Annotated in this window: 24 protein-coding genes; 2 read left to right on the top strand and 22 right to left on the bottom strand. The window is 53.8% G+C overall.

The window, feature by feature from the left end; genetic code table 11:
• Window positions 1-10 precede the first annotated feature (10 nt).
• The 9 genes from LOK74_RS08080 to LOK74_RS08040 all read right to left on the bottom strand — a co-directional run bounded on the left by LOK74_RS08080 (window position 11) and on the right by LOK74_RS08040 (window position 8,065).
• Entirely contained in the window at window positions 11-763 is a 753-nt protein-coding gene (locus LOK74_RS08080) for a 3-oxoacyl-ACP reductase family protein (protein WP_230046126.1), read from the bottom strand.
• Window positions 760-2,040 (bottom strand): beta-ketoacyl synthase N-terminal-like domain-containing protein, encoded by a 1,281-nt coding sequence (locus tag LOK74_RS08075; RefSeq protein WP_230046125.1) that lies wholly within the window; start codon window positions 2,038-2,040, stop codon window positions 760-762. The genes LOK74_RS08080 and LOK74_RS08075 overlap by 4 nt, the downstream gene beginning before the upstream one ends.
• Window positions 2,027-2,938 (bottom strand): beta-ketoacyl synthase N-terminal-like domain-containing protein, encoded by a 912-nt coding sequence (locus LOK74_RS08070; protein ID WP_230046124.1) that lies wholly within the window; start codon window positions 2,936-2,938, stop codon window positions 2,027-2,029. Before LOK74_RS08070 ends, LOK74_RS08075 begins: the two co-directional genes overlap by 14 nt.
• 12 nt (window positions 2,939-2,950) lie before the next feature.
• On the bottom strand, window positions 2,951-3,796 hold the full coding sequence (locus LOK74_RS08065) for an RnfABCDGE type electron transport complex subunit D (RefSeq protein ID WP_230046123.1): 846 nt from the start codon (window positions 3,794-3,796) through the stop codon (window positions 2,951-2,953).
• A 97-nt stretch (window positions 3,797-3,893) separates the two neighbouring features.
• Window positions 3,894-4,739, bottom strand: coding sequence for an RnfABCDGE type electron transport complex subunit D (locus LOK74_RS08060; protein WP_230046122.1), 846 nt, complete (start codon window positions 4,737-4,739; stop codon window positions 3,894-3,896).
• A 21-nt stretch (window positions 4,740-4,760) separates the two neighbouring features.
• Window positions 4,761-5,939, bottom strand: a complete 1,179-nt coding sequence (locus LOK74_RS08055) for a beta-ketoacyl-[acyl-carrier-protein] synthase family protein (RefSeq protein ID WP_230046121.1) — start codon at window positions 5,937-5,939, stop codon at window positions 4,761-4,763.
• An 11-nt stretch (window positions 5,940-5,950) separates the two neighbouring features.
• Window positions 5,951-6,901 carry a hypothetical protein gene (locus tag LOK74_RS08050; protein ID WP_230046120.1) on the bottom strand — a complete coding sequence of 317 codons (951 nt, stop codon included), beginning with the start codon at window positions 6,899-6,901 and terminating at the stop codon, window positions 5,951-5,953.
• Window positions 6,898-7,554, bottom strand: coding sequence for a helix-turn-helix transcriptional regulator (locus LOK74_RS08045; RefSeq protein ID WP_230046119.1), 657 nt, complete (start codon window positions 7,552-7,554; stop codon window positions 6,898-6,900). Before LOK74_RS08045 ends, LOK74_RS08050 begins: the two co-directional genes overlap by 4 nt.
• A gap of 262 nt (window positions 7,555-7,816) precedes the next feature.
• Complete coding sequence (locus LOK74_RS08040; RefSeq protein ID WP_230046118.1) at window positions 7,817-8,065, bottom strand: acyl carrier protein; 249 nt, start codon at window positions 8,063-8,065, stop codon at window positions 7,817-7,819.
• A 256-nt stretch (window positions 8,066-8,321) separates the two neighbouring features.
• Between LOK74_RS08040 and LOK74_RS08035 the strand changes: the two genes are divergently transcribed.
• Both LOK74_RS08035 and LOK74_RS08030 read left to right on the top strand, forming a co-directional pair.
• Window positions 8,322-9,254 carry a 3-oxoacyl-[acyl-carrier-protein] synthase III C-terminal domain-containing protein gene (locus LOK74_RS08035; RefSeq protein WP_230046948.1) on the top strand — a complete coding sequence of 311 codons (933 nt, stop codon included), beginning with the start codon at window positions 8,322-8,324 and terminating at the stop codon, window positions 9,252-9,254.
• A 14-nt stretch (window positions 9,255-9,268) separates the two neighbouring features.
• Window positions 9,269-10,300: a hypothetical protein gene (locus tag LOK74_RS08030; protein ID WP_230046117.1), complete on the top strand. Its 1,032-nt coding sequence runs from the start codon at window positions 9,269-9,271 to the stop codon at window positions 10,298-10,300.
• 57 nt (window positions 10,301-10,357) lie between these two features.
• Here the strand turns inward: LOK74_RS08030 and LOK74_RS08025 are convergent, their stop codons facing one another.
• The 13 genes from LOK74_RS08025 to LOK74_RS07965 all read right to left on the bottom strand — a co-directional run bounded on the left by LOK74_RS08025 (window position 10,358) and on the right by LOK74_RS07965 (window position 22,611).
• Window positions 10,358-11,365, bottom strand: coding sequence for a cysteine peptidase family C39 domain-containing protein (locus LOK74_RS08025; RefSeq protein ID WP_230046116.1), 1,008 nt, complete (start codon window positions 11,363-11,365; stop codon window positions 10,358-10,360).
• A 35-nt stretch (window positions 11,366-11,400) separates the two neighbouring features.
• Window positions 11,401-12,648, bottom strand: coding sequence for an alanine racemase (locus tag LOK74_RS08020; protein WP_230046115.1), 1,248 nt, complete (start codon window positions 12,646-12,648; stop codon window positions 11,401-11,403).
• A gap of 77 nt (window positions 12,649-12,725) precedes the next feature.
• Window positions 12,726-14,093 (bottom strand): preATP grasp domain-containing protein, encoded by a 1,368-nt coding sequence (locus LOK74_RS08015; protein WP_230046114.1) that lies wholly within the window; start codon window positions 14,091-14,093, stop codon window positions 12,726-12,728.
• A complete protein-coding gene (locus LOK74_RS08010; protein ID WP_230046113.1) occupies window positions 14,080-15,045 on the bottom strand; it encodes a hypothetical protein in 966 nt (321 codons plus the stop codon). The genes LOK74_RS08015 and LOK74_RS08010 overlap by 14 nt, the downstream gene beginning before the upstream one ends.
• Window positions 14,984-15,916: a 3-oxoacyl-[acyl-carrier-protein] synthase III C-terminal domain-containing protein gene (locus tag LOK74_RS08005; RefSeq protein WP_230046112.1), complete on the bottom strand. Its 933-nt coding sequence runs from the start codon at window positions 15,914-15,916 to the stop codon at window positions 14,984-14,986. The genes LOK74_RS08010 and LOK74_RS08005 overlap by 62 nt, the downstream gene beginning before the upstream one ends.
• 157 nt (window positions 15,917-16,073) lie before the next feature.
• Entirely contained in the window at window positions 16,074-16,310 is a 237-nt protein-coding gene (locus tag LOK74_RS08000; RefSeq protein WP_230046111.1) for a phosphopantetheine-binding protein, read from the bottom strand.
• Window positions 16,311-16,332: 22 nt separating this feature from the next.
• Window positions 16,333-17,484, bottom strand: a complete 1,152-nt coding sequence (locus LOK74_RS07995) for a glycosyltransferase (protein WP_230046110.1) — start codon at window positions 17,482-17,484, stop codon at window positions 16,333-16,335.
• Window positions 17,469-18,602, bottom strand: coding sequence for an aminopeptidase (locus LOK74_RS07990; RefSeq protein ID WP_230046109.1), 1,134 nt, complete (start codon window positions 18,600-18,602; stop codon window positions 17,469-17,471). The genes LOK74_RS07995 and LOK74_RS07990 overlap by 16 nt, the downstream gene beginning before the upstream one ends.
• Complete coding sequence (locus LOK74_RS07985) at window positions 18,599-19,582, bottom strand: hypothetical protein (protein ID WP_230046108.1); 984 nt, start codon at window positions 19,580-19,582, stop codon at window positions 18,599-18,601. The genes LOK74_RS07990 and LOK74_RS07985 overlap by 4 nt, the downstream gene beginning before the upstream one ends.
• A gap of 15 nt (window positions 19,583-19,597) precedes the next feature.
• Window positions 19,598-20,518 (bottom strand): BtrH N-terminal domain-containing protein, encoded by a 921-nt coding sequence (locus LOK74_RS07980; protein WP_230046107.1) that lies wholly within the window; start codon window positions 20,516-20,518, stop codon window positions 19,598-19,600.
• Window positions 20,512-21,369, bottom strand: a complete 858-nt coding sequence (locus tag LOK74_RS07975; RefSeq protein ID WP_230046106.1) for an alpha/beta hydrolase — start codon at window positions 21,367-21,369, stop codon at window positions 20,512-20,514. The genes LOK74_RS07980 and LOK74_RS07975 overlap by 7 nt, the downstream gene beginning before the upstream one ends.
• 4 nt (window positions 21,370-21,373) lie before the next feature.
• A complete protein-coding gene (locus LOK74_RS07970; protein ID WP_230046105.1) occupies window positions 21,374-22,189 on the bottom strand; it encodes an alpha/beta hydrolase in 816 nt (271 codons plus the stop codon).
• Entirely contained in the window at window positions 22,171-22,611 is a 441-nt protein-coding gene (locus LOK74_RS07965; protein ID WP_230046104.1) for a 3-hydroxyacyl-ACP dehydratase FabZ family protein, read from the bottom strand. The genes LOK74_RS07970 and LOK74_RS07965 overlap by 19 nt, the downstream gene beginning before the upstream one ends.

Here is a 22,611-nt window from a genome sequence, read left to right as displayed (position 1 = left end):
TTCGTCAGATTTACAGCAGCCCGCCATCTGCGACCAACACCTGACCTGTGATGTAAGATGCTTCGTCTGACAGCAGAAACAGCACTGCGCAGGCAATCTCATCCGGCTGCCCGATTCGCCTCAACGAGATCCCGTTCTTTAGCGAACGGCGTCTCTGTTCCGGTATCGACGCCATCATATCTGTATCCACGTATCCGGGTGCCACGGCATTAACCCGGACACCGAGCGGCCCCACTTCCCTTGCCAATGCACGAGTAAGCCCGATCACACCTGCTTTGGAAGCAACGTAGTTCACCTGACCTGGCGTACCGGCGATACCCGCCACAGAGGCAATGTTGACAATCGTTCCGTTCACCAGAGAGAGGGGACGGATCAACCGGCGCGTGACAGCAAACAGGGCATGAAGATTAACCTGCATCACTTCGTCCCACTCCTCTAGGTCCATCCGGTACGCTGGCGCATCCCGCAGCAGACCGGCATTGTTGACCAAAGCGTCAAAAGCATGCCGCCTAAGCAGTTGCTCCACCTGTGATCCCACCTCCTCCGGGAGGCGGAAATCAACCCTGACTGCTTCTGCGCTTCCAGGCAGTGAGGCGCTCTCCCGGACCAACGAATCGGCTGCCTCCCGATTGTTGGCATATGTGAATACTACGTCGGCACCAGCTTCCACCAGCTGTCGGACACAAGCGCGTCCGATCCCCCGCGAACCCCCGGTGACCAGCACTTTCTTTCCAGTGAAGTCTCTCTGTGCGATAGTCGTCACTCTCCTTGCACAAGCTGTTCAAATACGGCTGCGGCGTGAAAGCCACCATATGCGGAAACAGTTTTCATCACCGAACGCAGTTTACGCTCCACCCCTTTCGTGACCACCGGCAAACGGATCTTGGGATCCTCCTCCGCGTAATCTTGAAGCGGCGGAATCACGTTGTTCACCAAACAGTGAACGGCCAGCGCTGATTCCAGCAAGCTGCAAGCTCCCAGGGTATGCCCGACAGCTGATTTGAAGCCAGTGACAGGCGGTACTTCGCAGGACAACCCGGCAAATGCGCGATGAATCTCCACCGCTTCGTAATGATCCCATAACGGACTGCCCGTACCGTGGGGAATCAGCAGATCGGGCGGCTGATAATCCGCCACCTGTGTAATCGCATCGACCATCGCCCGCGAATAGGAATGGGCAGCAACGTCCGGAAGGGTGATGTGCCAGTTGTCCTGGCGAAGACGACTCCCCTTGTAGGCGCAGATGGGTCGCACCTGCCGCTTGGCGGCATGACTGGGTGACTCTAGGACGAAAGCGGCAGCAGCATCCCCCAGTACGGAACCATTTCTTCTGCGATCAAATGGCCGCAGTTCTTGCGTCGGCGAGATCAGTCCCTTTTGTCCGAGCCAAAGGTGTTCTGTCGCATGTGCATAATCGGAACAGACCACAACGGCGGCATCGGCTTGGCCCGACAAAACCAACTGCCTGCCATGCTCCAGTGCGTAAATGCCCGTAGCGCAAGCATTGTTGATGATGTAGGAGGGACCCGTTATCTGCAGTGCTTTTGCCAGGTAAAAGGGATAAGTGAACGTCTGGATTCGAAAGAACGCCTCCTGGTGCCGTCGAAAGGAGGCAAGCGCATCACCCCGCCCGTCCGCACCGCCATCTACATCGGGATCGGCCAGCAGTCGATCCATCAGCGGCACAACACCCGCGTTTTCATGGCCAATGACGAGGGCCACCGTCTGTTCCCCTGCAGCCGGTAGTCCCGCTTCCTGCATCGCCAGACGGGCCGCAACCACTAAAGAAACAAAGTCTGCATCCTGATCCAGTTGTTCCTCTTGCAGCCAGCGACAAGCAGAGGCCTGCAGCCAATCTCTCAGATCGAGCCTCTCCATTGGGTAGACCGGATAACACAGTGTCCGTCCGTCCCGCATCTCATAGGTTCGCTCTCCTCGCGTTTGCTTCTGCGACGAGACACCTTCCCAAACCGCTTCGTTGCCAACTCCCAGCGAGCAGAGCATGCTCGTGCCTGTGACCAGAGCGTCAGCGCTTCTCATCCAACTCAACTCCATTTCTCAAAGTGCCGACATCCGGCACAGGCCAGTTCGTGTGAAGATTCTCCCTTGCGGCTTCAAGGGTGATCAAGTAATCCCCCTCGGTACAGCAAGAGGAAAGCAGCCGGATGGTTGATTGGCTGCCCGACGTCAGTTCCCGCAGCGCGATCGCCGACGCCAGTACTGCGTGTTCGGCCGAAACCAGTTGTCCCCCGACAGAGCTGCCCGTCTCTGCTGCACGCTGGACATCCAGTTTTGCTAGACGTCTGCGGCGGCTTGACTCTTCCCCGCTTTCCAGCACAAGCACGACAACCGATTCAAAGGACGGCAGCGACGCCCGTACGGCTGTCTCAAACACATCGGGAGGCAGCAAGTTGACAATCGCCACCACTACGCGTGCCAGCTGCTCTTCTCTCAGCAGGGAACACGCGTAAGCGAGGCTTTTGATCCCCGTATCACGACCATTGGAAATCGTTACGTTTACCCCGGACAACCCGAAGTAGATGGCGGCATGGCCACCGATCACATTCAAGACAGTCTCAGGAAAGATCCCTGGATTCACCTTCCGAGGACCATAGGTTTGCGATTCATGGTACAGCTCAGCGATTGCGTCCAGATTGGAGTGATTGGACCCGACTAGGAAACCGGTTCGCGAATCAGCGCTTTTTCTGCCCCGCGACAGGTCTAACCCAACCTCCTGCAATGCCTGTCCAATCGCCAGGCAACTCAGACGAGAAGCCCGGGACAATCGTTTTAACCCCTTGTAGCCATATGCAGCTGGAGACAAGTCGGGGACCGTCGTCCCAGCCAGACTGGACAGGTTCTCAATGTCTGGCAGCTGGCTCGTGCCCAAGCCATGAGCGGTCAGTACCTCCACACCGGTCACGTACAGATCTTGCATGTGTATGCCTCCTCATCTCGCGTTCTGTCCAGTCGCCTGCTCACTTTTGCGCGCCACCCACCATCGATACGGAATCACCACGAGGATCGACACCAGGAAAACGGCGTAGAACTGCGGATTGGCGAATTGGTTGATCCGAAAGGCCGCATCGAACAGCGCGATGATCAGCGCATAGATGACTTGTCCTCCCCTGCTGCTGGGCGTTGTTTTGGGATCGGTAATCATGAAGAAGGTAAACAGCTGCAGCGAAGCACCCAGCAGTGGCCCCAAGGCTGCCAGCAGCGGCGCACCAAACACGTAGTGCCGGATCAGCGCCAACAGGGTAAAACCGGATAAAAAGGTCAGCGCAGCGTAATGCCGGTTTGCGAGATAACTGACAAACAAACCCAGACAGAGGATGAACAGCATCACCTCGTACGCGTTAGTCCACTGTTTGGGCGTACTGACCGCGTATTCCGGCAGAAAATAAAGAATCAGCACCAGCGCCACATTGTTGGGATTAAAGACGTGTCCACCCTTATAGCGAATCAGGTATTTGAACAGGATGGACAGAACCGCTGTCAGCGCATAAGGCCAGAGCAGATAGGAACTGACCAGCAGACTAACTCCGATCCCTGTGATAATCGCACTTAACGGGAACTGCCACTTTTTATGGAAGATCCGTCCCAGCAGAAGTTCCGTTGAGACCGTGCAGAGCAAGGAAACGATGATCGCATCCCACCGCTGGAAGAAGCCCAGATAGATTTGGCCGGCAATCGCAAAACTGGCCAGAAAAAGCAGCAAGAAATACCGCGGATCAACCTTGTAATCGCTCCATACCGTAATCGGCCGCTTGGCAGCGGACTTCAGATTGAACATGGAAACACCTCTTTGGCGTGATTCGTTTGCACCTACAATACGTACGCGCTGAAGCGGGCCAACCAGACGATTTGTTGGACAGTCGCTCCATCACCCATCATCCCGTCTGTTGTTCTGCCATCTGCGCGAACTTCCGCGACATCCACCAGCGATACGGGATGCCTACAAAAACAGCCAGCAAAAAGACCGCGTAAAACTGCTGGTTGTTGACATCAAACAGACGCAGGATGGCGTCAAACAGCGCGATCAGAATGGCAAACACGACGCGTGCGGGACGGCTGTTGGGTGTCGTCTTGGGATCGGTGATCATAAAGAAGGTAAACAGCTGCAAAGATGCCCCTAACAGCGGTCCCAGGGCAAACCACAGCGGTGTGTCGAAAAAGTAGTGTCGCCCCAGAGCGAACAAGGTAAATCCAGACAGAAAGGCAATCACCGTATCATGGCGATTTGCCAGATAGCTGACGATCATCCCCAGACAGAGAATAAAGATCATCACTTCGTACCCATTGGTCCACTGTTTCGGTGTACTGACAGCGAAGTCGGGCAGAAAGAAGAGGACCAGCACGAGCGACACGTTGTTGGGATTGAAGATGTGCGACCCTTTGTAACGAATCAGAAACTTCAAGACGATAGATAGCACGGACGCCAAGGCATAGGGCCACAGCAGGTAGGAGCTGAGCAGAAGGCTGACGCCAATCCCTGTAATCACGGCACTGAGTGGAAAGACCCACTTTTTGTGAAGCAGACGCACCAGCACCAGTTCCGTCCCCACTGTGCAGACGAGAGAGGTAAAGATTGCATCCCATCGCTGGAAGAAGCCCAGATAGACCTGACCGGCCACAGCAAAAGTAATCAGGAACAGCAGAAGCGGATATCGCGGGTCCAGCTTGTAATCCGACCATTTGGTGATTGGACCGCGATTGGTCGACTTAAGATTGAGCATCTACACACCTCTTCAGCATTGTTAGTCCGCCCGGCCAAGTACCAGCGAAGAGTTGATCCCGCCAAAAGCGTATGCGTTGGACAGCATGTATCTCACTTGTCTTGCCAGCGGCTTGTTGGCAATCACTTGAACGTTGCAGGCCGGGTCCTGCTGCTGCAGGTTGATCGTCGGCGGCAGCACTCCACTCTCCAGTGCTTTTACGCAGGCAACTGCCTCGATCGCACTGGCAGCTCCCAGCGTATGACCGATGTGTCCCTTGATCGAACTTACTGGCAACGCCTCGGCCGCCTCGCCAAAGACGGTACGCAGCGCCTCTGCTTCCATCCGGTCGTTGGCAGGGGTTCCGGTACCATGAGCACTGACATACCCGATTGCTTCCTTGCCAATTCCTGCCCGTTTTAGGGCCTCCTCCATCGCTCGCGCAGCTCCTTGGGCCGCTGGGTCTGGCTGCGTGATGTGGTGAGCGTCGCAGTTCATCGCATATCCTAGCAAACGGGCGCGGATTCGAGCTGACCGCTTCTCTGCGTGATCCGCCCGCTCCAGAATCATCAGCCCTGCCCCTTCACCCAGGATCAAACCTTGTCTGTTGATATCGAACGGCCGGCACAGCTCAGGGGTCATCGCGCGCAAACTGCTGAAACCGGTGAAGGCGGCCCAAGAGAAGGCGTCTACACCGCCGGCGATCATGATATCGGCCCGTCCACTGATCAGTTCGTCCATCGCTCTAGCTGTCGCCAGATTGCCCGCTGCACAAGCATTGGTAATCGTCCAAAGGGGACCGTTAATTCCGAATATTCGTACAATGTTCTCAACAATAACGTGCGGCCCACCTTCTCGCGCTGTTCCCTTTTGCATCATCGCTTCTTCCAGGGGTTCTATCTCACCCATCGTTGTACCGATCGACACCCCTGTTCGACAAGCAGCCAGATCCTCTGGGGACAATCCAGCATCTCCCAATGCTTCTTCCAGGGCCGGTAGCACGATTCTGGTAGCACGTCCCAATCCATCCAAATCGACCGGCAAGACAGTTGGTGGGATTCGCTCCATTTCACATCCATACTTGTTCTGGTGTTCATCTACGGAAAAACTGGTGATTTGTTTGGCACCGGACCGGCCGGTCAGCAAACCCTGCCAAACCTCTTCCGTGTTTTCGCCAATCGACGTGACTGTACCGACTCCGGTTACGACGATTTCACTCAAAGCTCATCTCCTCAACTCTCGTCAGCTTTCTGGTTCCAGATGATACTCAGATCCGTAATCTCTGGCGCCGGTGGTTGAAAACTGTCAATACCCCGGATTTGCTTTACCAGTTCCATCGCTTGTTCCTCGCCAGCATCAACTCGCTGTTTCAAGCCTTCCGCATCAGGATAATGACGGAGCCCGTCTTTCCATACAGCATAACCGGCTGACGTATCCCCACTCTTTACCAGTGCATCACCGTACGCTTCGTACAGCTGCGGCCAGAACGGGAACGATTGATCTCCAAGCTGCTTTAACGCTGCCAGACAGAACGACAAATCCTGTACAGCTTTGTCGATCCGCTGCAATCCGGACGGCCAATACAGATTGTTTAGACCACGTGCGTAGTGAGCAAGCCAATCATTTGGATTTTGCTCCAATATCTGGTTTAGTTCCCGGATCGACAGCGTGGAACGCTGCCCAAGCCATGCGGTCCCTACCCCTTTTTCCTGGAGCATGTCCACGTATACCAGGGCCGTCTGCAGCTTCACTTCCGGAACGTTTTGATCAAGTGCAGCAAAAAAATCGAGCGCCTCCTGATAACCGTTCTCCCGAGTCAACGCGATCCGGTAATCCGTACTGTAGACCAGATTGGTTGGGACAGCTTGTACAGCTGCTCCCAAGTACGCGAGTGCCTGCTCCCGATCTTCCTCCAGCAATGACAAGCCGTAGTAATAGGCGTATGGTGCCTGATCCGGCTCAAGGCGGTCCATCGATTGCGGCAGGCCGCGTTCCGCCTCCTGCTTGTCCATCTTGCGAGATGCCACCTCCTGTTCTTCTGCAAAGACCAGGTTTAGTTGTTCCTGCGTGATGGTCTCGGAAATCTCGGGCAGCGCATACGGAGTCTGCCAGTACCAATAGCCGCCGATTCCACCTGCGATGATAATTGCTGCGGTCAAACTGCCGATCCATCTTTTGTTCATTGTTTCCCTCCACTGTATGATACTTTCCGATTGGACAGACGGTAGGTAGACGGATTGACACCCACGAGTTTACGGAATACTCTGGAGAAATGTGTCAAATCGTTGTATCCTACGGAGTAGCATACTTCTGTCACAGGCTGTCCTTTTTTCAAGAGCAGTTTCGCTCGTTGAATTCGCTTGGTCATGATGTATTCCTTAAAGCCGGTACCCAGATACTTGTTGAACATGCGAGAATAATGACAACGACTGACATAGATAAACGACGCTACCTTGGTCAGCGACAAATCGTTCTCATGCAGGTTCTCCTCGATGTATTTAAGCGATTTGCGGAACAAGGGGTTGTCGATATCGGGGGTGTCGTTCTCTTCAAACGATTCGATGAATGACTGGATGGAAAACAGGTTGATGTTCTTGGCGTTGGTCAGGATAACGGTCGGACAGTCGACCTGCAGTTCCGTCATCTTCCAGGATTCCGGAAACGAGTCGCCATACGTCATTAAGATAACTACTCTGTACTTTTGTTTGGAGACGGCATCCTTTACCCCCCGGAAGTCCTCCAAGACCAAGACTTCTGCTTTTTCTGACAAGGAATGGATGAACTCGCACTGCAAATCTTCCGATTGCTTTTTTGATACAACAACCAGTGCATTCATGAATGATCATTCCTTTCTTCGATATTTGCACTTGTCGAAAAAATCACCTTGTATGCTTACTCCATATTTTACATAGATTACATATTTAGAAATCTGTTTATTTTGATTTAAATTCTAGTTTTTTTGACAATTGCGGGTAGTGGAAGAATTATGTCATTTTATATGCAGTTGTTTTACATTTATATCCATTTTATGTTCACCGACATTCCCATTATAGCAGAAAACACAAACATATGTTCGTGTTTTTTCTCCATTACTATGCTTACGTTGCTCTCTTGTGTGCATCGATACATGCGGACAGGCTTTTCACTGTCTCTAAATCTTCTGGTTCCAGCTCCTCCATGTCGAACTCGATCCCGCATGTGATCTCCAATTGCAGCAGCAAATCGATAATCTTCGTCGAGTCCAATCCCAAGCCGTCGTATAGTTGATCTTCTTCTGAAATCGAGTCGGGATTGATGTCAAGCAGAGCCGCCAATACTCCCACTACTTCTTGTACTGTTTCGTTCAATTCTTTCCTCTCCTCTGCATCAAACTGGTCTCCCCATGCAGACGCTTCGCGTGCGCCGCATGTCCTAACACCATGATACAAAACAGGGAAACTTTATACATATTTTGACTGTTAATCGGCTGTGGTTTTGTCGTATCATCCGACTAACCCACTCCTAACAGTGGCGCTATGTACGGATCCTGTCGATTGGCCGAGAATGAAGATACGTATGCGTTGTTGTACAGGGAAGAAGCGAAGGAAAGTAGAGGTGAATGGGATGACAGGGATTGAAGCGATTGGCAGCTATGTGCCCGAACAGCGCTGTCACCTGCGAGAACTGCAGAGTGAGGTAAGGATCAGCGCCACCCAAGTGGATCGTCTGCTGTACGATCACAAGCTGGCATTCATCGCGATTGAACCAAGGCAAACAGCAGCTTCCATGATGACCGCGGCTGCCGATTCGCTTCTAGCAAATCATGACGTGCAGCCAACCAACATCGGCCAGATTTTGTTTACGCATACGTTAAACCCCTTCGCGCCTTATCTATACGATCCACTTAGTGAATGGCGGCTGTCTCGACAACTGCATGAGGCGCAAACGATGTCAGCAGCCCAGATGAATTGTGCATCCATCAACCTGCTGTTCTTTCTCGCCAACCAATGGCTGCAACAAACCCCCTCATCGCCAGGTGTACTGCTGATGACAGCAGACAAAATGTTCATTCCGCAAGAGCGGTATCTGCTGGACAGCTCGATGGCAGGGGATGCAGCGGTCGCCGTTTACCTCACCCGCGATGCAAAGCGTAGTCGCTTGATCCGCACCTTCTTACATAGTGAAGCGACCATCTATGACGGTCCGGCATCTTCCCCAGCTGATTACGCCTTGTTTCAGCAGACCTTCACGTTCGGACTAATCAAGCTCCTGCGTACCGCACTGCGTGGATGCCGGCTTGATCCGGAACAGATCCGCTGTATCTTTCCCAGCAATCTGAATCAAACCACCTGGCTTCGGGTTGCCCGTGCACTTAACATGCCGCACGAGCTGTTCTATTACCCAACGCTGTCGGAGGTGGGTCACTGTCACAATGCCGATCCGATCCTCAATCTGGAACGGGGCCTAGCAGAGAATCTGCTTCGGCCAGGCGACTACTACCTGATCCTTACAGCTGGGATGGGCGGTACGTTTGGCTGCAGCGTGTTTCAGTATTGAGGGAGGTGTCCAGCATGGGTTCCAAACAGAGCTTGTATCTGTCTCGGATCAGTACGACGGTACCACAGCAGCAGCCATTGGAGGGACTGATCCGGGCGGACATGATCACGCAGCAAGACGGAAAAGATGAAGCTGATCATCTACATTCCGCACTTCATGCGCTCTACCATGAGTACGGGCTTCTTCTCGCCAATCGCTTGATGGAGAGTGACGCGAACCTGTACAGATCAGAACAGATACCGGTAGTCGTCGGCGAAACAACAGCAGTCGATCTCGCTGTTCAATGCGTGGAAGCCACGCTTGCCGGGCAGCAGCAGATGAGGACCGCCTACCTGCTCTATGCGCATGAGACGACTGTTCCCAGTTTAACGCTGACACCTGTGTTGAAGGTAAAAAAGCTGACCAGAAGAAAAGAGTCGATTTCCTTCTCAGTCAGTCATCAAGGATCCGCCTCATTTGCTACCGCAATCAACCTGCTCAGCCAGTTCTACGCCCAAAGCGATCAGGCGGAAGCAGCCCCTTCCATCATCGTTGCAGCTGACCAGATCTCTCCCCCTCAGCCCCGCCTTTTTTTCACCTCCTATCCAAAGGGGGATGCAGCCGTCTCTTGCCTGGTGCAGCCGGAGGCAGGCGACTGGAGAGTGATCGCCATCCAATCACATACCTGGGCATCCCCCCATGGAAACCCGTACGATTGGGGGCGACGAGAGTTTCTTGCTACGGAGCAAGTACTGCTGCACGCGCTTGAATCGATGCTGGACCGCTTCCTGGGAGCAAACGGAACCAGTCTCGACCAGATTGACTTGATCGTTCCGCAGCATCTCAGCGACTCGTTTTTCTCCGGCGTACAGCGTCTTGTCAGCGGCTGCTCTGCCGTCTACCGTCGCACCAATGCCAGCCGCTGCAATCTGCTGACAAGTGACTGCCTGATTTCACTTGCGGAAGCAGTGGTCGAAGACCGGATCAAGCGCGGCGAGTATGTCCTGCTCATCCAGGCCGGCCCGATCTCCTCCCTTGGCTTGGTACTGCTGCAGCGAGAAACATAAAACGACGGCCATCCACCGGTATGGCCGTCGTTTTCACTTCCCTCTTCTTCCCTGTTCCTAGAGTAACTCAAGTGCTTTCTCCAGATTGACGATGGCTTCTTCTTCCGCTTGCTTGGCCTTGGTCAGATTCTCCATCGACTCACGCAGATTCTCCTCCGTCAGCGTCCCCCCATGCGGGAACGGATAGCGTTGGCACAACTGCTCTAACTCCATGTGGACTCGTTCATAAGCCGCCGCTGCATTGTCCGTATATGGTTTCACAGCTTCCGACACGCTTGCTTCACGCAAGAACGTAACGGCATTTGCTCTCGCGTCAGCAAAAACGGCGATAACGTAGGCATTGACGTTTTTGTCGATCGTACCAGGTCCTTTCTCCAGGTGTTTGATCCACAAATCGTAAGCGGCCAATCCTGTGGTGTAGCAATCTGACGCATAGATATCACGCCCACGTGCATGATCGACGGCAAACTGCAGGGCTTGGCGCAGGGCTTCTGCCTGGTCAATCTTTACCGGTTCGTCCAGGGCTCCGACACACAAGATCAAGGAGTAGGTTTGGCCCAGTTTTTCATATGGAAACTCCCCGCCCTCTTCCTTGGCAGCATCCATTGCGTACAGCACCCGTTTTTCGTCATCATATCCGTAAATCACCCCGAATTCCGGCAGGAACAGGTCAAAAGCGATCACGGGTTTACCCGCGTCAATGTACGAACGAATCGCCTCGATTGCCTGACGGTTATCATCAACCAATGGAAAATGATCCGACACATGCGGCAGATAAGCATTCTCAAAGCGTCCGTAGTAGAAACTGGACTTGTAACCTAGTCGAAGCGCACTCTCAGTAAAGACACGCTGCCAATCGAAAACGACTGTGCTGCTGCTGCAGATCATCTCGTTTTGCATCTGCATCCGAAAGGCAAAACCGGTAATGCCCATCAGTTCGTGTGTAGGCCTGTTGTCACCCGCAACGTACAGTGGGGTGTATAAACTGTCTACCCAGGATGTCCATGTTCGCAGCGTTTCCTCCTGCTCCACATACTTTGGAATGTCTAGGATTTTCCTTGTCATGTGATTCGCCTCCTCGCAATCAATGGTTTCATGGATTAACTGACGATGCGTACACGGGGTACCATGTACTCGTCACGTTCTCGAATCATCCATTCACGCTCTCCGTCAAACAATACTTCCCGAGGCAGCCCGTGACTGAGAAACAAGACAGGACTGGCTGTCAGACCGTATGCCCCTGACCGCTGGATGCCGATCACGTCACCTGGCCGCAGTTTGGGCAGTTCAACATGCTTGCCGATCAGATCATTAGGCGTACAGAGTGGTCCGGACAGGTGATACTTCTCCATTTCCCGCTGCTCGCTGACAAACGCTCGGATCGGGAAGTTTTTTAAGAAGGCATTGCCCATACCGCCGGCAGCCATGTGGTGGTGGGTGCCTCCGTTGGTAATCGCAAAACGAATGTCTTGGGAGGTTTTGGTGTACAGCACGCTGACTAGGTAGGTTCCGGCTTCTGCAACGATGTAGCGTCCGGATTCCATCAGGATGCTTGTCCCTTTGTGGCTGGCCACAAATCTTTCGATAGGCTCGCGGGTCTGGCTGCCCAGGGCAGCGACATCCAATTGGCTTTCACCAGCGAAGTAGTGTACGCCGAGACCGCCACCTACACCTACATAATCAAGTGACAGCTGATACTGTTGGATCACTTGTGCAGCAAACGAGAGGATGTATTGTATGTTCTCGGCAATCACCTGAGCGGACAGAATCCGCGTACCGTGGTAGGTGTGGATACCGGAAAGCCGTAGATGATGCAGACGTTTGATCAGCGCCACCACATCGCCAAACTGTTTCTCATCGATTCCAAACTGCCGCGCGGTTCCGCCCATTTGCAGGCGTGCTCCTTTTACTGCCACTTCCGGATTGACGCGCACGCCGACCTTCACGACTTTGCCTGCCGCTTTTGCTATTTGATTAATCAATTCCAGTTCTTGCAATGACTCGGCTACGATGTAGCGAACACCGTAGTCGACAATCTGGCGAATCTCCTGATGCGTCTTGCCGGGACCAAGGTATAGGATGTGATCAGGGGAAGCCCCGGCGACTTGTGCCACCTTCAATTCGTACAGGGAACAGATTTCCAGGTTGGTTCCGGTTTCGTAGATTTTTCTGACCAGTGTAGTGTTGGGATTCGCCTTCAACGAGTAAAACAACTGAACAGCGGGGTGCATATGATCGACAATGGTCGCGATTTGCTCTCTTACCTTGTTCAGATCGTAGACGTAGAGCGGGGTCCCGTAACGCTCCGCCAACTCCATCATCTGGTTTGACACCGATGTGTCGCTCATCACTCAGCCCTCCTTGTAGCTGTTTGGGGATCCGGTTGCAGCCGGTGTGATTCCTTCTCCAATCACCTTTGCACGTATCACCCCTGCACGACCGTTCCCAGATCCCTAAGACATTTGACTAACTGGGCCTGCAGCCGCAGGCAATCGTCGCGGTTGCTGCCGATCACCATCGCGTACAACCTGCCCGTATAGACATGTCCTGGTTGGTGAAGGGCATTTACTGGCGCAAACGCATTGATGAGGATGCCTGATCCCCTTTTACGGGTGAAGACCAGCTGATCCAGCTTCTCCCGCAGGGTTCGGAAGGTGAGCGGAGATTGCCTCTTGATCGAATACGAACGGGCAATCACCGCGCTTTGCGGCGGAATCCATTCCTCAAATGCCTTGACATGGTAGGTAGACATGTTTAACCGTGCGTTAATCTCGATACAGGGATAGAGGGTCCCATCTTGGCCGAGCAGCGCATCGACGCCAACCATGCCGTAATATCCGTCGCCTGCCAACTCCTCTGCGGCGAGCGGCATGCTTTCCTCGATTTGTCGCACAACATACGCCGGAAGCTGATGGGGATGCAGGTGGCCGACGTGTTTCCCCTGGTCAACCAACGCTACCAATGTGTAGAGAGGAGTGTACGTACCATCACGTCCCAGCAGGAACTGATAGTTGATGTCTGTGCTTTTGGCTATCTTCTCCTCGATCACCATCTCCAGTTGTTCTGTTCCTTGTTTTTCGGCAGCTCGCCGCAACAGACGCAGGATCTGTTCAAAACGACTTTCATTATCGATCTGAACAATTCCCTTGCCCGAAACCCCAGTACCCTCTTTGAGCAGAAGCGGGGATGTGCGCAGCAAGCGTTTTACTTCTGCAAAGCCCTGCTGCAGCTCCGTCAAACTGCGGGCCGCTACCCCATGCGGCTGTCGGATTCCTGTTTGTTCGCACAACCTGCGGCTGTACAGCTTATTGTTGACCGATGCGCTTACCTGCTCCCCGGCTGCTGCCAACGGGATGTTGGTCGATCGGGTCAGCTTTTCCACCTGTCGGGAAACACCGTGCGGCAGCAGATAGGCGTCTCCTGCTTTGGCCCATGCGCGCAGCGCCTGTTTCGAACTCCGCTGCCGCAGATGCGCCTCTGCAAGCGGCAGTTCTGACGCTTCCGCCGTCACGATGATCGGCGCCTGCCACCCTACCTCCTCCAGATATTGCAGGTAATCCTCATCGGGCGGATGCTTTAGCAATACGAGGTCTTCTGGTTCGGCCAGCATCAGTGTGAGCTCGGATAGACTATCGTTGATGCGGTGTGACGGACTGCTGGTCACACTGGGCAAGGAGAGCAGCCCCTCCCTCTGCCAATCGTTTTCCACTTCAAAGTTTCCCAGCCACGCCACTCGCAGCTGCCCAACGCTTTCGGTCAGCGCACTCCGCAGTTGTTCTCTAAAGAAGCCCATCCTCTCCCCCTTTCTGCGGCGGCAGCATGCTCCGCAGCAGGAGCATTCCGACCGAGCCGCGCGGATCTGCTAGACTAAGCAGGACATATGGATTTGCTGCTGACGCTGTGCCACTGATCGCTTCCAAAGAGTAAAAACCATCCGCCGTTGCCAGATTGCGCCTGTCGCTGCGTCGATAGACATGGGGATAGCGCCTGGAAAAAGCCTGCTCGTATCTTTCACTGTAACCAGGTACCACGACCGTGACGTCCCTGATCGGGAGCTGCAGACGAACAAGCTCGGTATCGATCAATTGACAGGCGGCACGTGCAAGTGTTTTGTCATCGATTGACCCATCCTCTCCCCTGCCTGCTGGATCGACCAGCTGCTGTTCATAGCAAATCACCTGATACGCTCCCTGGCGAGTAGAAACGGATAGCATCGCCAAGGCATCGGCGCGTGGATATCGCCTTCCTTCCCAACTCTCAATCCGGTCGTACACCTGCTCCATGCAGACCATCAAAGCTTCGGAACGAGTTGCTCTCACCCACTCCAATGCCAACAGCGGAGCAAATACCCCCATGTCGGCAACCGAAAACGATTCGCTCCGATAAAATCCCAGCGCGTGCTGAATGTACAATGCGGGACTGATATAGTTGGTCAATTGATAGGAATCGTAGCAGCAGATCAAGTAGTCAGGTTCCCTGTCGGGTTTGCTGCGGATCAATGTGGCAGCAAGCCGACAAGGCTCGTCAGGGAAAAACAGCCGCTCTGTGTCCAACTCGGACGGAACCTGCTGTTCCCCAGCGGTGTAACGCTGCCGTAGCTGTTTGTAACATTCGTAGGCGATGCCGTCCAACTGGCGGTGGTCCGTGTACTCGCGACAAACGGCGGGATGGGAAAGAAACAGCTTATCCTTTTCTACATACGGCACATCCAATCGCTCCTCCGCTGCCAATACTGACAAATGCATACCGTTCTCCCGGCTGAAGACCGCCCCGATTGACAACCCAATCATAGTTGAGCAATAGATCACAATTGTTGGTATGGCCGTACGTGTACAACGATTTCGTAAAAAACCTCTCTGGAGAGAGCTTCATCACTTTAGCCAGATTTTCCCATGTCTCCGTGATCGTATTGGTGGGGATAAACAGCTTCACCTCTGTAAGCGATGTGTCTGCCTGCTGCAGGCAGCGACGTATCATCCTGCTCATGCTGATGAAGTAGGAATAGTCCTGCACGATTACCTGTCCCGCATGCGGGTCTCTGAGCGCAAAAGTGCGGATGTCCGTTACGTTATGAACGGATAGAATCTCATCACCAGGTCCCGTCCTGCCGATCACTGCTGCTGCTGCCGCATCTCCGACGACAAAATAGACGCCACCGTAACGCAGATCAGGCAGATAAGCCTTTTCACACGTGAGCAAAATGATCACATCATCTTCATCGTCCGAACGCTCCAACAGGGTGCCGCCCACTTTCAGCCCCATCAGCCAGTTGGAGCAGAGCAAGTCTCTCACCGAAAAAAAAGTGGCCCGGCTCAATCCATAGCGTTTGCGCAGTTCTCCCGACATGTCGTACTTGTATGGAAATGCATTGTACAGGTATGGCATGATGACGTACCTGACCTGCCTTGGGTGGATCTCAGACTGCGACAGCAGTTGATCCAGCACGGCGCCTATCAGATCAAGACTGGTATCCGCTTCATCTACGGGCACACTGGTATACCCACGCCGCTTCAACGCTTCTACATCTGTGGTTTCAATCCCGTCCAAATCGCGGATCTGCTCCAACGTCATCCTGCTTTGCGGCACGTTGACAGAGACATGCTTGAGATACAGCATCACCCGTTTCTCCCTTCCCCACCCAGCTGGTTCAAGACTAGTGTATCGGTCTTTCCCCTCGCTTCACTCTGCTTCTTTTGACGATCCGTTCGGCTCAATCGCCCATGAAGGGACTTGCAAACAAAAACCCCGTCACCAGACAGGGCCTTCACTTTTTCTATTGCTGTTCCAACAACCGGTTCATATACTCGTAGACGTCACAGACGCGGTTTAATTCATCCAGGTTTAATTGTTCATCCAACACATCAACATCAAATGTCATCTCCAGCTCGATCAACATCTCGATCAGCTTGACGGAATTCATGTCCAAATCAAGCAAATCGCTCTCAAAGTGAACATCATCCCGCCCACTGATATTCTTGACGATCTCGATTACGGTCTCTTGTAACGACATCCGCTATCCCTCCTCGATTGATCTACAAAACACCTAGTGAAGCAAGCTGCTGCTCTACCAGATCGGCGCTCTTGGAGTTGGGCGACTCACGGTTGATATCCAACGCGAGCTGCTTGGCCCGCATCCGGTACCCTTCATCCTGCAGCAACTGTCCGACCGCCTGGCGGAGTCGCTCCGCACTCATCTCACCTGGTTCCATCACAATGGCAATTCCCAATTCTTCACAGCGTGAAGCTAGGATGGGATGATCGGCCCCGAGCGGAACGATCACCATTGGCACACCGTATTTCATCGCCTTTTGCAAGGTACTGCAGCCACCGTGGGTAATGACCACATCCGCTCGCGGCATGAGCTCGTTATGCACCGGAAAACGGGTAATCCATTCCACGTTGCTTGGAAACGGTGTCGCACCACTGTATGGACGGCTGTCCGTCACCTGTAAGCGGTACGCCTTGCCGCCAAACGCTTGGACACTTGCTTCGAGATACCGATCCATCATGATGCGGAAATCGTCCCGTGGTAGAGAAGAAGTGCAGACCAGTATGACCGGGTCAGACCCTGGTGCAGGCTGCCCGCCTTCCTGCGAGTGTGGTTCTTCGTATGAACAGGGACCCACGTAGCGGATCGAATCGGGAAGCCCGGTCTCATCTCTCACCATGACCGGATAGACCATGGCCAAGTGAAGGCGTGGCGATAGTCCGGCGAAGTCACCCCGCGTGCGTACTTCATCAACAAGCGGCGCCATCCCGAAGACCGCTCTCACCTTGTTCAGTTTTTTCTTGTAAAAGTAGCGCATCCGCCGATGGGACGCATGGTCACCCGGGACGAGTTCATCGGGGAGCGGTACCGTGGTGTGAAAGCTGATCCAAGGTATGTGGCACAGTTCAGCCACATAGGACGGGGCACTTTGGGCGGAATCACAGATGATCAGATCAAAAGCGTTCTGCCTGACCAGATGCAGAATATCTTCCATCGTCTCTTGGATGAGATTGGTTGGTGCCTTATCCAACCGGATTGTCTGGAAGCGAAGCCCGGCGCCTTCCACCAGTGAGCGATACTTTTCCGTGCACAGAAACCACACCTCGTGGCCGCGCTTGGCCAGTTCAACGCCAGTCCCCAGTATAGGGACAACATGTCCGGAAAAGCCTTGACTGACGATCATGATTCGAGCCATATTCCATCCTCCATATGCCATTCGTCCAGTTCGCGCAGCTCGCGAAGCACAAAGCGGCCGTCTTTGCGAATCAACTGACCGTCGAACCATAGCTCGCCGCCACCGTACGCTGCCGACTGGCATAAAACCAAGTCCCAGTGTACCGCGGAACGATTTCCATTGTCGGCCATCTCATATGCATGTCCCAAAGCCAGATGAATGCTTCCGGCCATCTTTTCATCGAATAACAGGTTGTTCATTGGCCTGTCGATCACCGGGTTCAAGCCGATGCCAAACTCCCCCACTCTGGAAGATCCAGCATCGGTTTCCAGGATGCGCTGCAATCCTTCTCTGTCGTTGCCCTCTGCCTCTATCACCTTTCCCTTGGAAAAACGGAGCCGGACCTGCTCAAAAGGCATCCCGAGGTAAGATGTCGGGATGTTAAACGAAATCTGCCCTTCTACCGAATCAAGCAGCGGTGCCGTAAACAGCTCGCCATCCGGCAGATTATAGCGGCCATCACACAGAAAAGATGACATTCCTGCAATCGAGAATTGAAGATCGGTTTGCGGGCCGACAATACGCACCTTCTCCGTACGCTGCAGCAGATCGATCAGCGGTTTGGCCCGCTCCCGTAGTCTGCCGTAGGGCAGCGTGCACGACTGGAAGTATCGGGAGGTCAGCTCCGTGAAACTCAGTTTGGCCAACTGAGCCATGCCATAGGTTGGATAGCGGATGAGCAGCCACTTTTTCATACCGGCCATGGAGATGGTGAGCGGCTGCAGGTAATGTTGCCTATAGAGGTCATACTTCTCTTTTGGCACGTCGGCCAGCTCATAGATGTTCTCCTCTGCCTTGATGCTGAGATAGGCATCACATGCCTCCTGGCGCTCACACTCCCACTTGGCCCACTGGGCGAACAAGTTTTTGTCAGCCTGCGTGATCAGTGCGCGATTGAGACGCTGTGATTGGATTCTCACCTGGGCAACACCGCCTACCGCGGCAATCCGCTCCATCACGGCTTCAGCCAAGTCATCTGCGTCCCCTGTTAAATCGATCATCACCCGCTCGCCTCCGGTGATCTGCAGGGAATCGCAAACAATCTGATCCGCCAGTCTATCAAGCTGCTCTTGTTTCATCTGCTTCCCTCCTTTTGCAGCAGTTCAGCCATCGCCAGGAAGCAGGCACGTTCCGCCTCGTATGCTTGCCAGAGATAATCAGTCAGTTTGGCGCGGTAATCACGCGATGGCTGTCGCCGCCATTTCATCGCGACCCCCATCACCAGCGACCAGTTTTGGCAGGCGTCGGAGAGATGCTCCACCCATGTGCCTTGGGTTAGCTCAGCCGGAAAATGACCGCTGGCGACAGCCAGTTTCCACAGCTCACGCGCTTTGCGATAGTAGTTCAGGTCAAACTCCAATCGTTCCAAATCCTCAATCAATTCCGTCAGAGGCGCCGCTTCCACCGCCTGGATAAACCCGGCGAGATTGTTCAATCCTCCTCTGTCCACCATTTCTGACACCGTATCGACAAGCAGCTGCCGACAGTGTCCAGGCCATGTGGACTCCATCGGGACCGTTTCACGAACGAGGTAGGCGACGCCACCTTCAGCGTTTTGTCGCCAGCCATCGGCCAGCACCTCCCAAGGGACTTTGCCGACGTATCCTTGAAAGTAGACGGGACTGCCGGAATCATCGACGAGTGTCACCTGCTCATCGTCGCAATCGATCACAAGTGACCAATGCAGTACTTCGTAACGCCCGTAATAGGCAGAAAAGGGCATATGGTAAGCTTGTGTGTAAAGCAAGCAGTACCCGATACGCGAAAAGACGGAGCGAATCATCGAGCGCACCCCTTCGGGTGACAGCGAGGAATGGGTGGTCAGTCCCCATCCCAACATCAGTTTTGGTTCACTGCGGCGCAGCAGAAGACCAGAGTAAAAACAGTCAAACCGATTGAGAAAGACGCGGATCAACTTGTCATACCCTTTCCAGCGCAGCACCTCTTTGATGCTGGATTGGCGGCAGTCCAACACACGTTCACTCAATCCTTCCTGATCCGGGTAACGCCAGTCGACGCCTTCCGCGAGCAGTCGATCAGCCAGTGTCTGCCTGTCCACGCCAACACCCCCTTTTTAATGAAAGAAATCGTAATTGGCCTGCACCAACCGTCTTTCCTGTTCATGGATCCGGCGCAGCTTATCGGTGATCTCGGGGATGCAGCTGTGATCCATATAAATCTGGCGGATAAAGGTGTTGAACAGCACCTGCCAATCGTTTGCCAGAGCAACCGCCTCTTGTGTAAACCTGCCTTGGCCGTGGACCATCTCCGCATAGCGGGAAAAACCCCTGCGCAGATAAGGAATGGAGACCAGCTCACGGAGCAGAAGTTCCACCCGTTGGTTCCTCTTCTCGCAGTCGAGCCGATCCCAATCGACTATCTCGTCACGGCAGGAGAGCAAGCTGCTGCCTCCGACGCTTTCCGTTGACTCTGACAAATAGTCCCGGTAGAGGCGTTCCGACTGCTGCCGTAAAAAGTCCTGCCAGCCGGCCTCATCCGGTTTGGCAGTCTGCTGCAAATCAAATACAAATGCGTCCAGATCCCCCCATTGTGCCGCTTCTTCCCATATTTTGCCGTCCAGTCGATCGTAGAAGGAGAGCAGGTCATCGAACACGCGTGTTTTGCCCGTCGCCTCATCATGATCGTCGGCGATGATATAGTGATAGACATGGTGCTTCTGATAGTAGACCGTCATGTACGGCATATAGAAACTATTCACCCGGATGACGGGATATCGCTGCTCGCGGATGGCCTGATAGATCTCATCTACACTGCGTAGATGGACCAGTCGAATTCCGTACACCTGCTGCATCGCTTCATACAGACCGGTTTCAAACGAAACATCGTAGCTGCAGACAGCATTCCCTCTGCGGGTGAAGCGGAAATCCAGATAGCGCCCCAGCAGTTTGTACAGATCGTCAAATCCGAAGTGCTTCAGCAGACAAAGAGCCACAATCTCCCTACAGTTGCTTATCCCTCCTAAAAACGTCAACACGACTTCAAATCCTCCCTCACGATTGACTGGACGATCGCGATCAACTGGTCCATTGCTGCCGGATGCTGATGATAGTAGGTGACCCCTGACAGCAAGTGGAGATGAAAGACGCCCAACTGTTCCGCCAACTGAATGGTCAGCTCATCGTTCTCTCCGCATATTAACGGACAGATCCGTCCACTTTTACGGAACAGCTCGGCAGGATCAAGTTGATCCAATTGTTCGATCATCTTTTTGCCGACGCATTGACCGTGTAGATAGAGCAAGTGTGCGCCCAGCCTGGTAACGTACTCATACTGATCAGGTCGAAAGTCAGACAAGGTGTAATAGTCGTAACCGGGCACCAATTGCTGTGAGTCGATCTTGCCTTCCGCTGCAATTCTGGCCAAATCGTCAGCGGCAAATATCTCGGTTGAGTGCGGCAGCATCTGCAGCGGCGGAGAGATCAGGATCGGCAGACAGGGAATGTTCTTCTTCTCTTCCCACCATAGGGCAAGCTCCTGTGCAATGATCGCTCCCAGCGCGTTGCCGACCAGGTAGATCTTGCTGGGCTGCTCTACGGACGTCACCTGTTCCAGCACGTCGCGCGCGTCTTCCAGCATCGAAGTCAGCGAAGCATCGCCCAATTCACCATAGCTGTCTCCATATCCACGGTAGTCAAACTGGACAAACCACTGTCCGTATTCCGCCATCCGTTTGCGCATGTTGGAGAAGAGATAGTTTTTTTCGCTCATCGCTTGCCCCAAACCGGCAAAACTGATCACGAGCGGCTGCGGCCCGCTGCTCTGTTCCGCCTTTTCCACTACGCCATAGATCCCCTGATCGCCGCCAAACCTCACTTGTGTCCACATCGTTTCACTTCCCCTCCAGCGGCGCCAGACGGTTAAACGACTTCCTGAGCCAATGGGTCGATTCAGCCATTAACCGTTGTTCAAACGGCAGTGAGGTGAACAGATGACCCGCTCCAGGCACCACCACCAACTGGTTTTTTGCGGAATGGCGGTACAGACGATAATCACCAACCTGCATATGCGAAAACTCTTCTTCGATCAGTGGATCGTCATCCCCGTAGACGATCAGCGATTCACCACGGTATGTGCGCAGTTCGCGATCGATATCGATTCCCTTCAGATCCTGATAGAAGCCCATCCCCACCCACAGTCCGGCCCACGGCATGACCAGGAATTCCGGATAGAGCGGATGGCGGTTGAAGCGAGGCAGCTTGCGGTTGGGCATGTTACCGGCGTATTCATTGAACAAGGGGCTCCACAATACGACCCGGGAGACATCACTGCGATTGGCCGCCATCAGCGCGATCCGCGCTCCATCACTAAAGCCGAGGAAAGCAACCTGATCATGAAGGATCTGCGGCAATGTTTGCACATACCGATAGGCGGCAAGCACGTTGGACAGCTTGGTCGTCGTCGTCATGTGGTGATACTCGCCATCACTTAAACCCAGACCGTAGTAATCGAAGCGCAGAAACGCGATGCCGCGCGCCGTCAGTCGCCGGGCGTACTTGACGGCCAGGCGATGCACCTCGTAGCGCTCCCCGTTCTTGCCCGGACAGTAGATCACGATTGGACAAGGCTGCATCTCTGCTGGCGGCAAGTGTAGGACACCTGCCAGTTTCCCCTGGTCATACAGCTCGATCAGCTCTTCACGCGACAACTGCACCCCTCCTTTTCCATGGTGATGCGGGCCCGCACTACTTCGTCCTCCCCTACCGTCGCCTTGCAGGAAAATGATAGACACTCCTTCTCCTTTCCTGTTTGGTGGGTGACGGTATAGGTAACCGTATCCCCCGGTTCCAGCGGTTTGGCGAAGCGGGCGGTGAGCTGCAGCATCCGACGCGGTTTTTTGCCGCAGCAAGCGGAGCCCGACAGCTTGAACAACAGTTCGGTCGATTGCTTCAATCCTTCAATCACCAGCATGCCGGGGTAGATGCTGTATTGGGGAAAGTGGCCCTGCAGAAAGTAATCGCTGCTTGTGATTAGTTTTTGGGTTACAATCCGCTTCCCTGCGGAAATCTCTACAATGTTGTCAACCAGAATCCACGGTTTCCGGTACCTCAGTATTTGTTCTGCCTTCAT

The sequence above is a fragment of the Brevibacillus humidisoli genome, from assembly GCF_020923435.1.
GTDB classification, from domain to species: Bacteria; Bacillota; Bacilli; order Brevibacillales; family Brevibacillaceae; genus Brevibacillus_E; species Brevibacillus_E humidisoli.
This window is presented reverse-complemented; position numbering and strand designations above follow the sequence as displayed.

What these genes read in the sequence shown, in the direction of transcription:
- LOK74_RS08075 (WP_230046125.1), bottom strand. Translation starts at nt 2,040, where the DNA reads ATGAGAAGCGCTGACGCTCTGGTCACAGGCACGAGCATGCTCTGCTCG.
- LOK74_RS08070 (WP_230046124.1), bottom strand. Translation starts at nt 2,938, where the DNA reads ATGCAAGATCTGTACGTGACCGGTGTGGAGGTACTGACCGCTCATGGC.
- LOK74_RS08065 (WP_230046123.1), bottom strand. Translation starts at nt 3,796, where the DNA reads ATGTTCAATCTGAAGTCCGCTGCCAAGCGGCCGATTACGGTATGGAGC.
- LOK74_RS08060 (WP_230046122.1), bottom strand. Translation starts at nt 4,739, where the DNA reads ATGCTCAATCTTAAGTCGACCAATCGCGGTCCAATCACCAAATGGTCG.
- LOK74_RS08050 (WP_230046120.1), bottom strand. Translation starts at nt 6,901, where the DNA reads ATGAACAAAAGATGGATCGGCAGTTTGACCGCAGCAATTATCATCGCA.
- LOK74_RS08045 (WP_230046119.1), bottom strand. Translation starts at nt 7,554, where the DNA reads ATGAATGCACTGGTTGTTGTATCAAAAAAGCAATCGGAAGATTTGCAG.
- LOK74_RS08035 (WP_230046948.1), top strand. Translation starts at nt 8,322, where the DNA reads ATGACAGGGATTGAAGCGATTGGCAGCTATGTGCCCGAACAGCGCTGT.
- LOK74_RS08030 (WP_230046117.1), top strand. Translation starts at nt 9,269, where the DNA reads ATGGGTTCCAAACAGAGCTTGTATCTGTCTCGGATCAGTACGACGGTA.
- LOK74_RS08025 (WP_230046116.1), bottom strand. Translation starts at nt 11,365, where the DNA reads ATGACAAGGAAAATCCTAGACATTCCAAAGTATGTGGAGCAGGAGGAA.
- LOK74_RS08020 (WP_230046115.1), bottom strand. Translation starts at nt 12,648, where the DNA reads ATGAGCGACACATCGGTGTCAAACCAGATGATGGAGTTGGCGGAGCGT.
- LOK74_RS08015 (WP_230046114.1), bottom strand. Translation starts at nt 14,093, where the DNA reads ATGGGCTTCTTTAGAGAACAACTGCGGAGTGCGCTGACCGAAAGCGTT.
- LOK74_RS08010 (WP_230046113.1), bottom strand. Translation starts at nt 15,045, where the DNA reads ATGCATTTGTCAGTATTGGCAGCGGAGGAGCGATTGGATGTGCCGTAT.
- LOK74_RS08005 (WP_230046112.1), bottom strand. Translation starts at nt 15,916, where the DNA reads ATGCTGTATCTCAAGCATGTCTCTGTCAACGTGCCGCAAAGCAGGATG.
- LOK74_RS08000 (WP_230046111.1), bottom strand. Translation starts at nt 16,310, where the DNA reads ATGTCGTTACAAGAGACCGTAATCGAGATCGTCAAGAATATCAGTGGG.
- LOK74_RS07995 (WP_230046110.1), bottom strand. Translation starts at nt 17,484, where the DNA reads ATGGCTCGAATCATGATCGTCAGTCAAGGCTTTTCCGGACATGTTGTC.
- LOK74_RS07990 (WP_230046109.1), bottom strand. Translation starts at nt 18,602, where the DNA reads ATGAAACAAGAGCAGCTTGATAGACTGGCGGATCAGATTGTTTGCGAT.
- LOK74_RS07975 (WP_230046106.1), bottom strand. Translation starts at nt 21,369, where the DNA reads ATGTGGACACAAGTGAGGTTTGGCGGCGATCAGGGGATCTATGGCGTA.
- LOK74_RS07965 (WP_230046104.1), bottom strand. Translation starts at nt 22,611, where the DNA reads ATGAAGGCAGAACAAATACTGAGGTACCGGAAACCGTGGATTCTGGTT.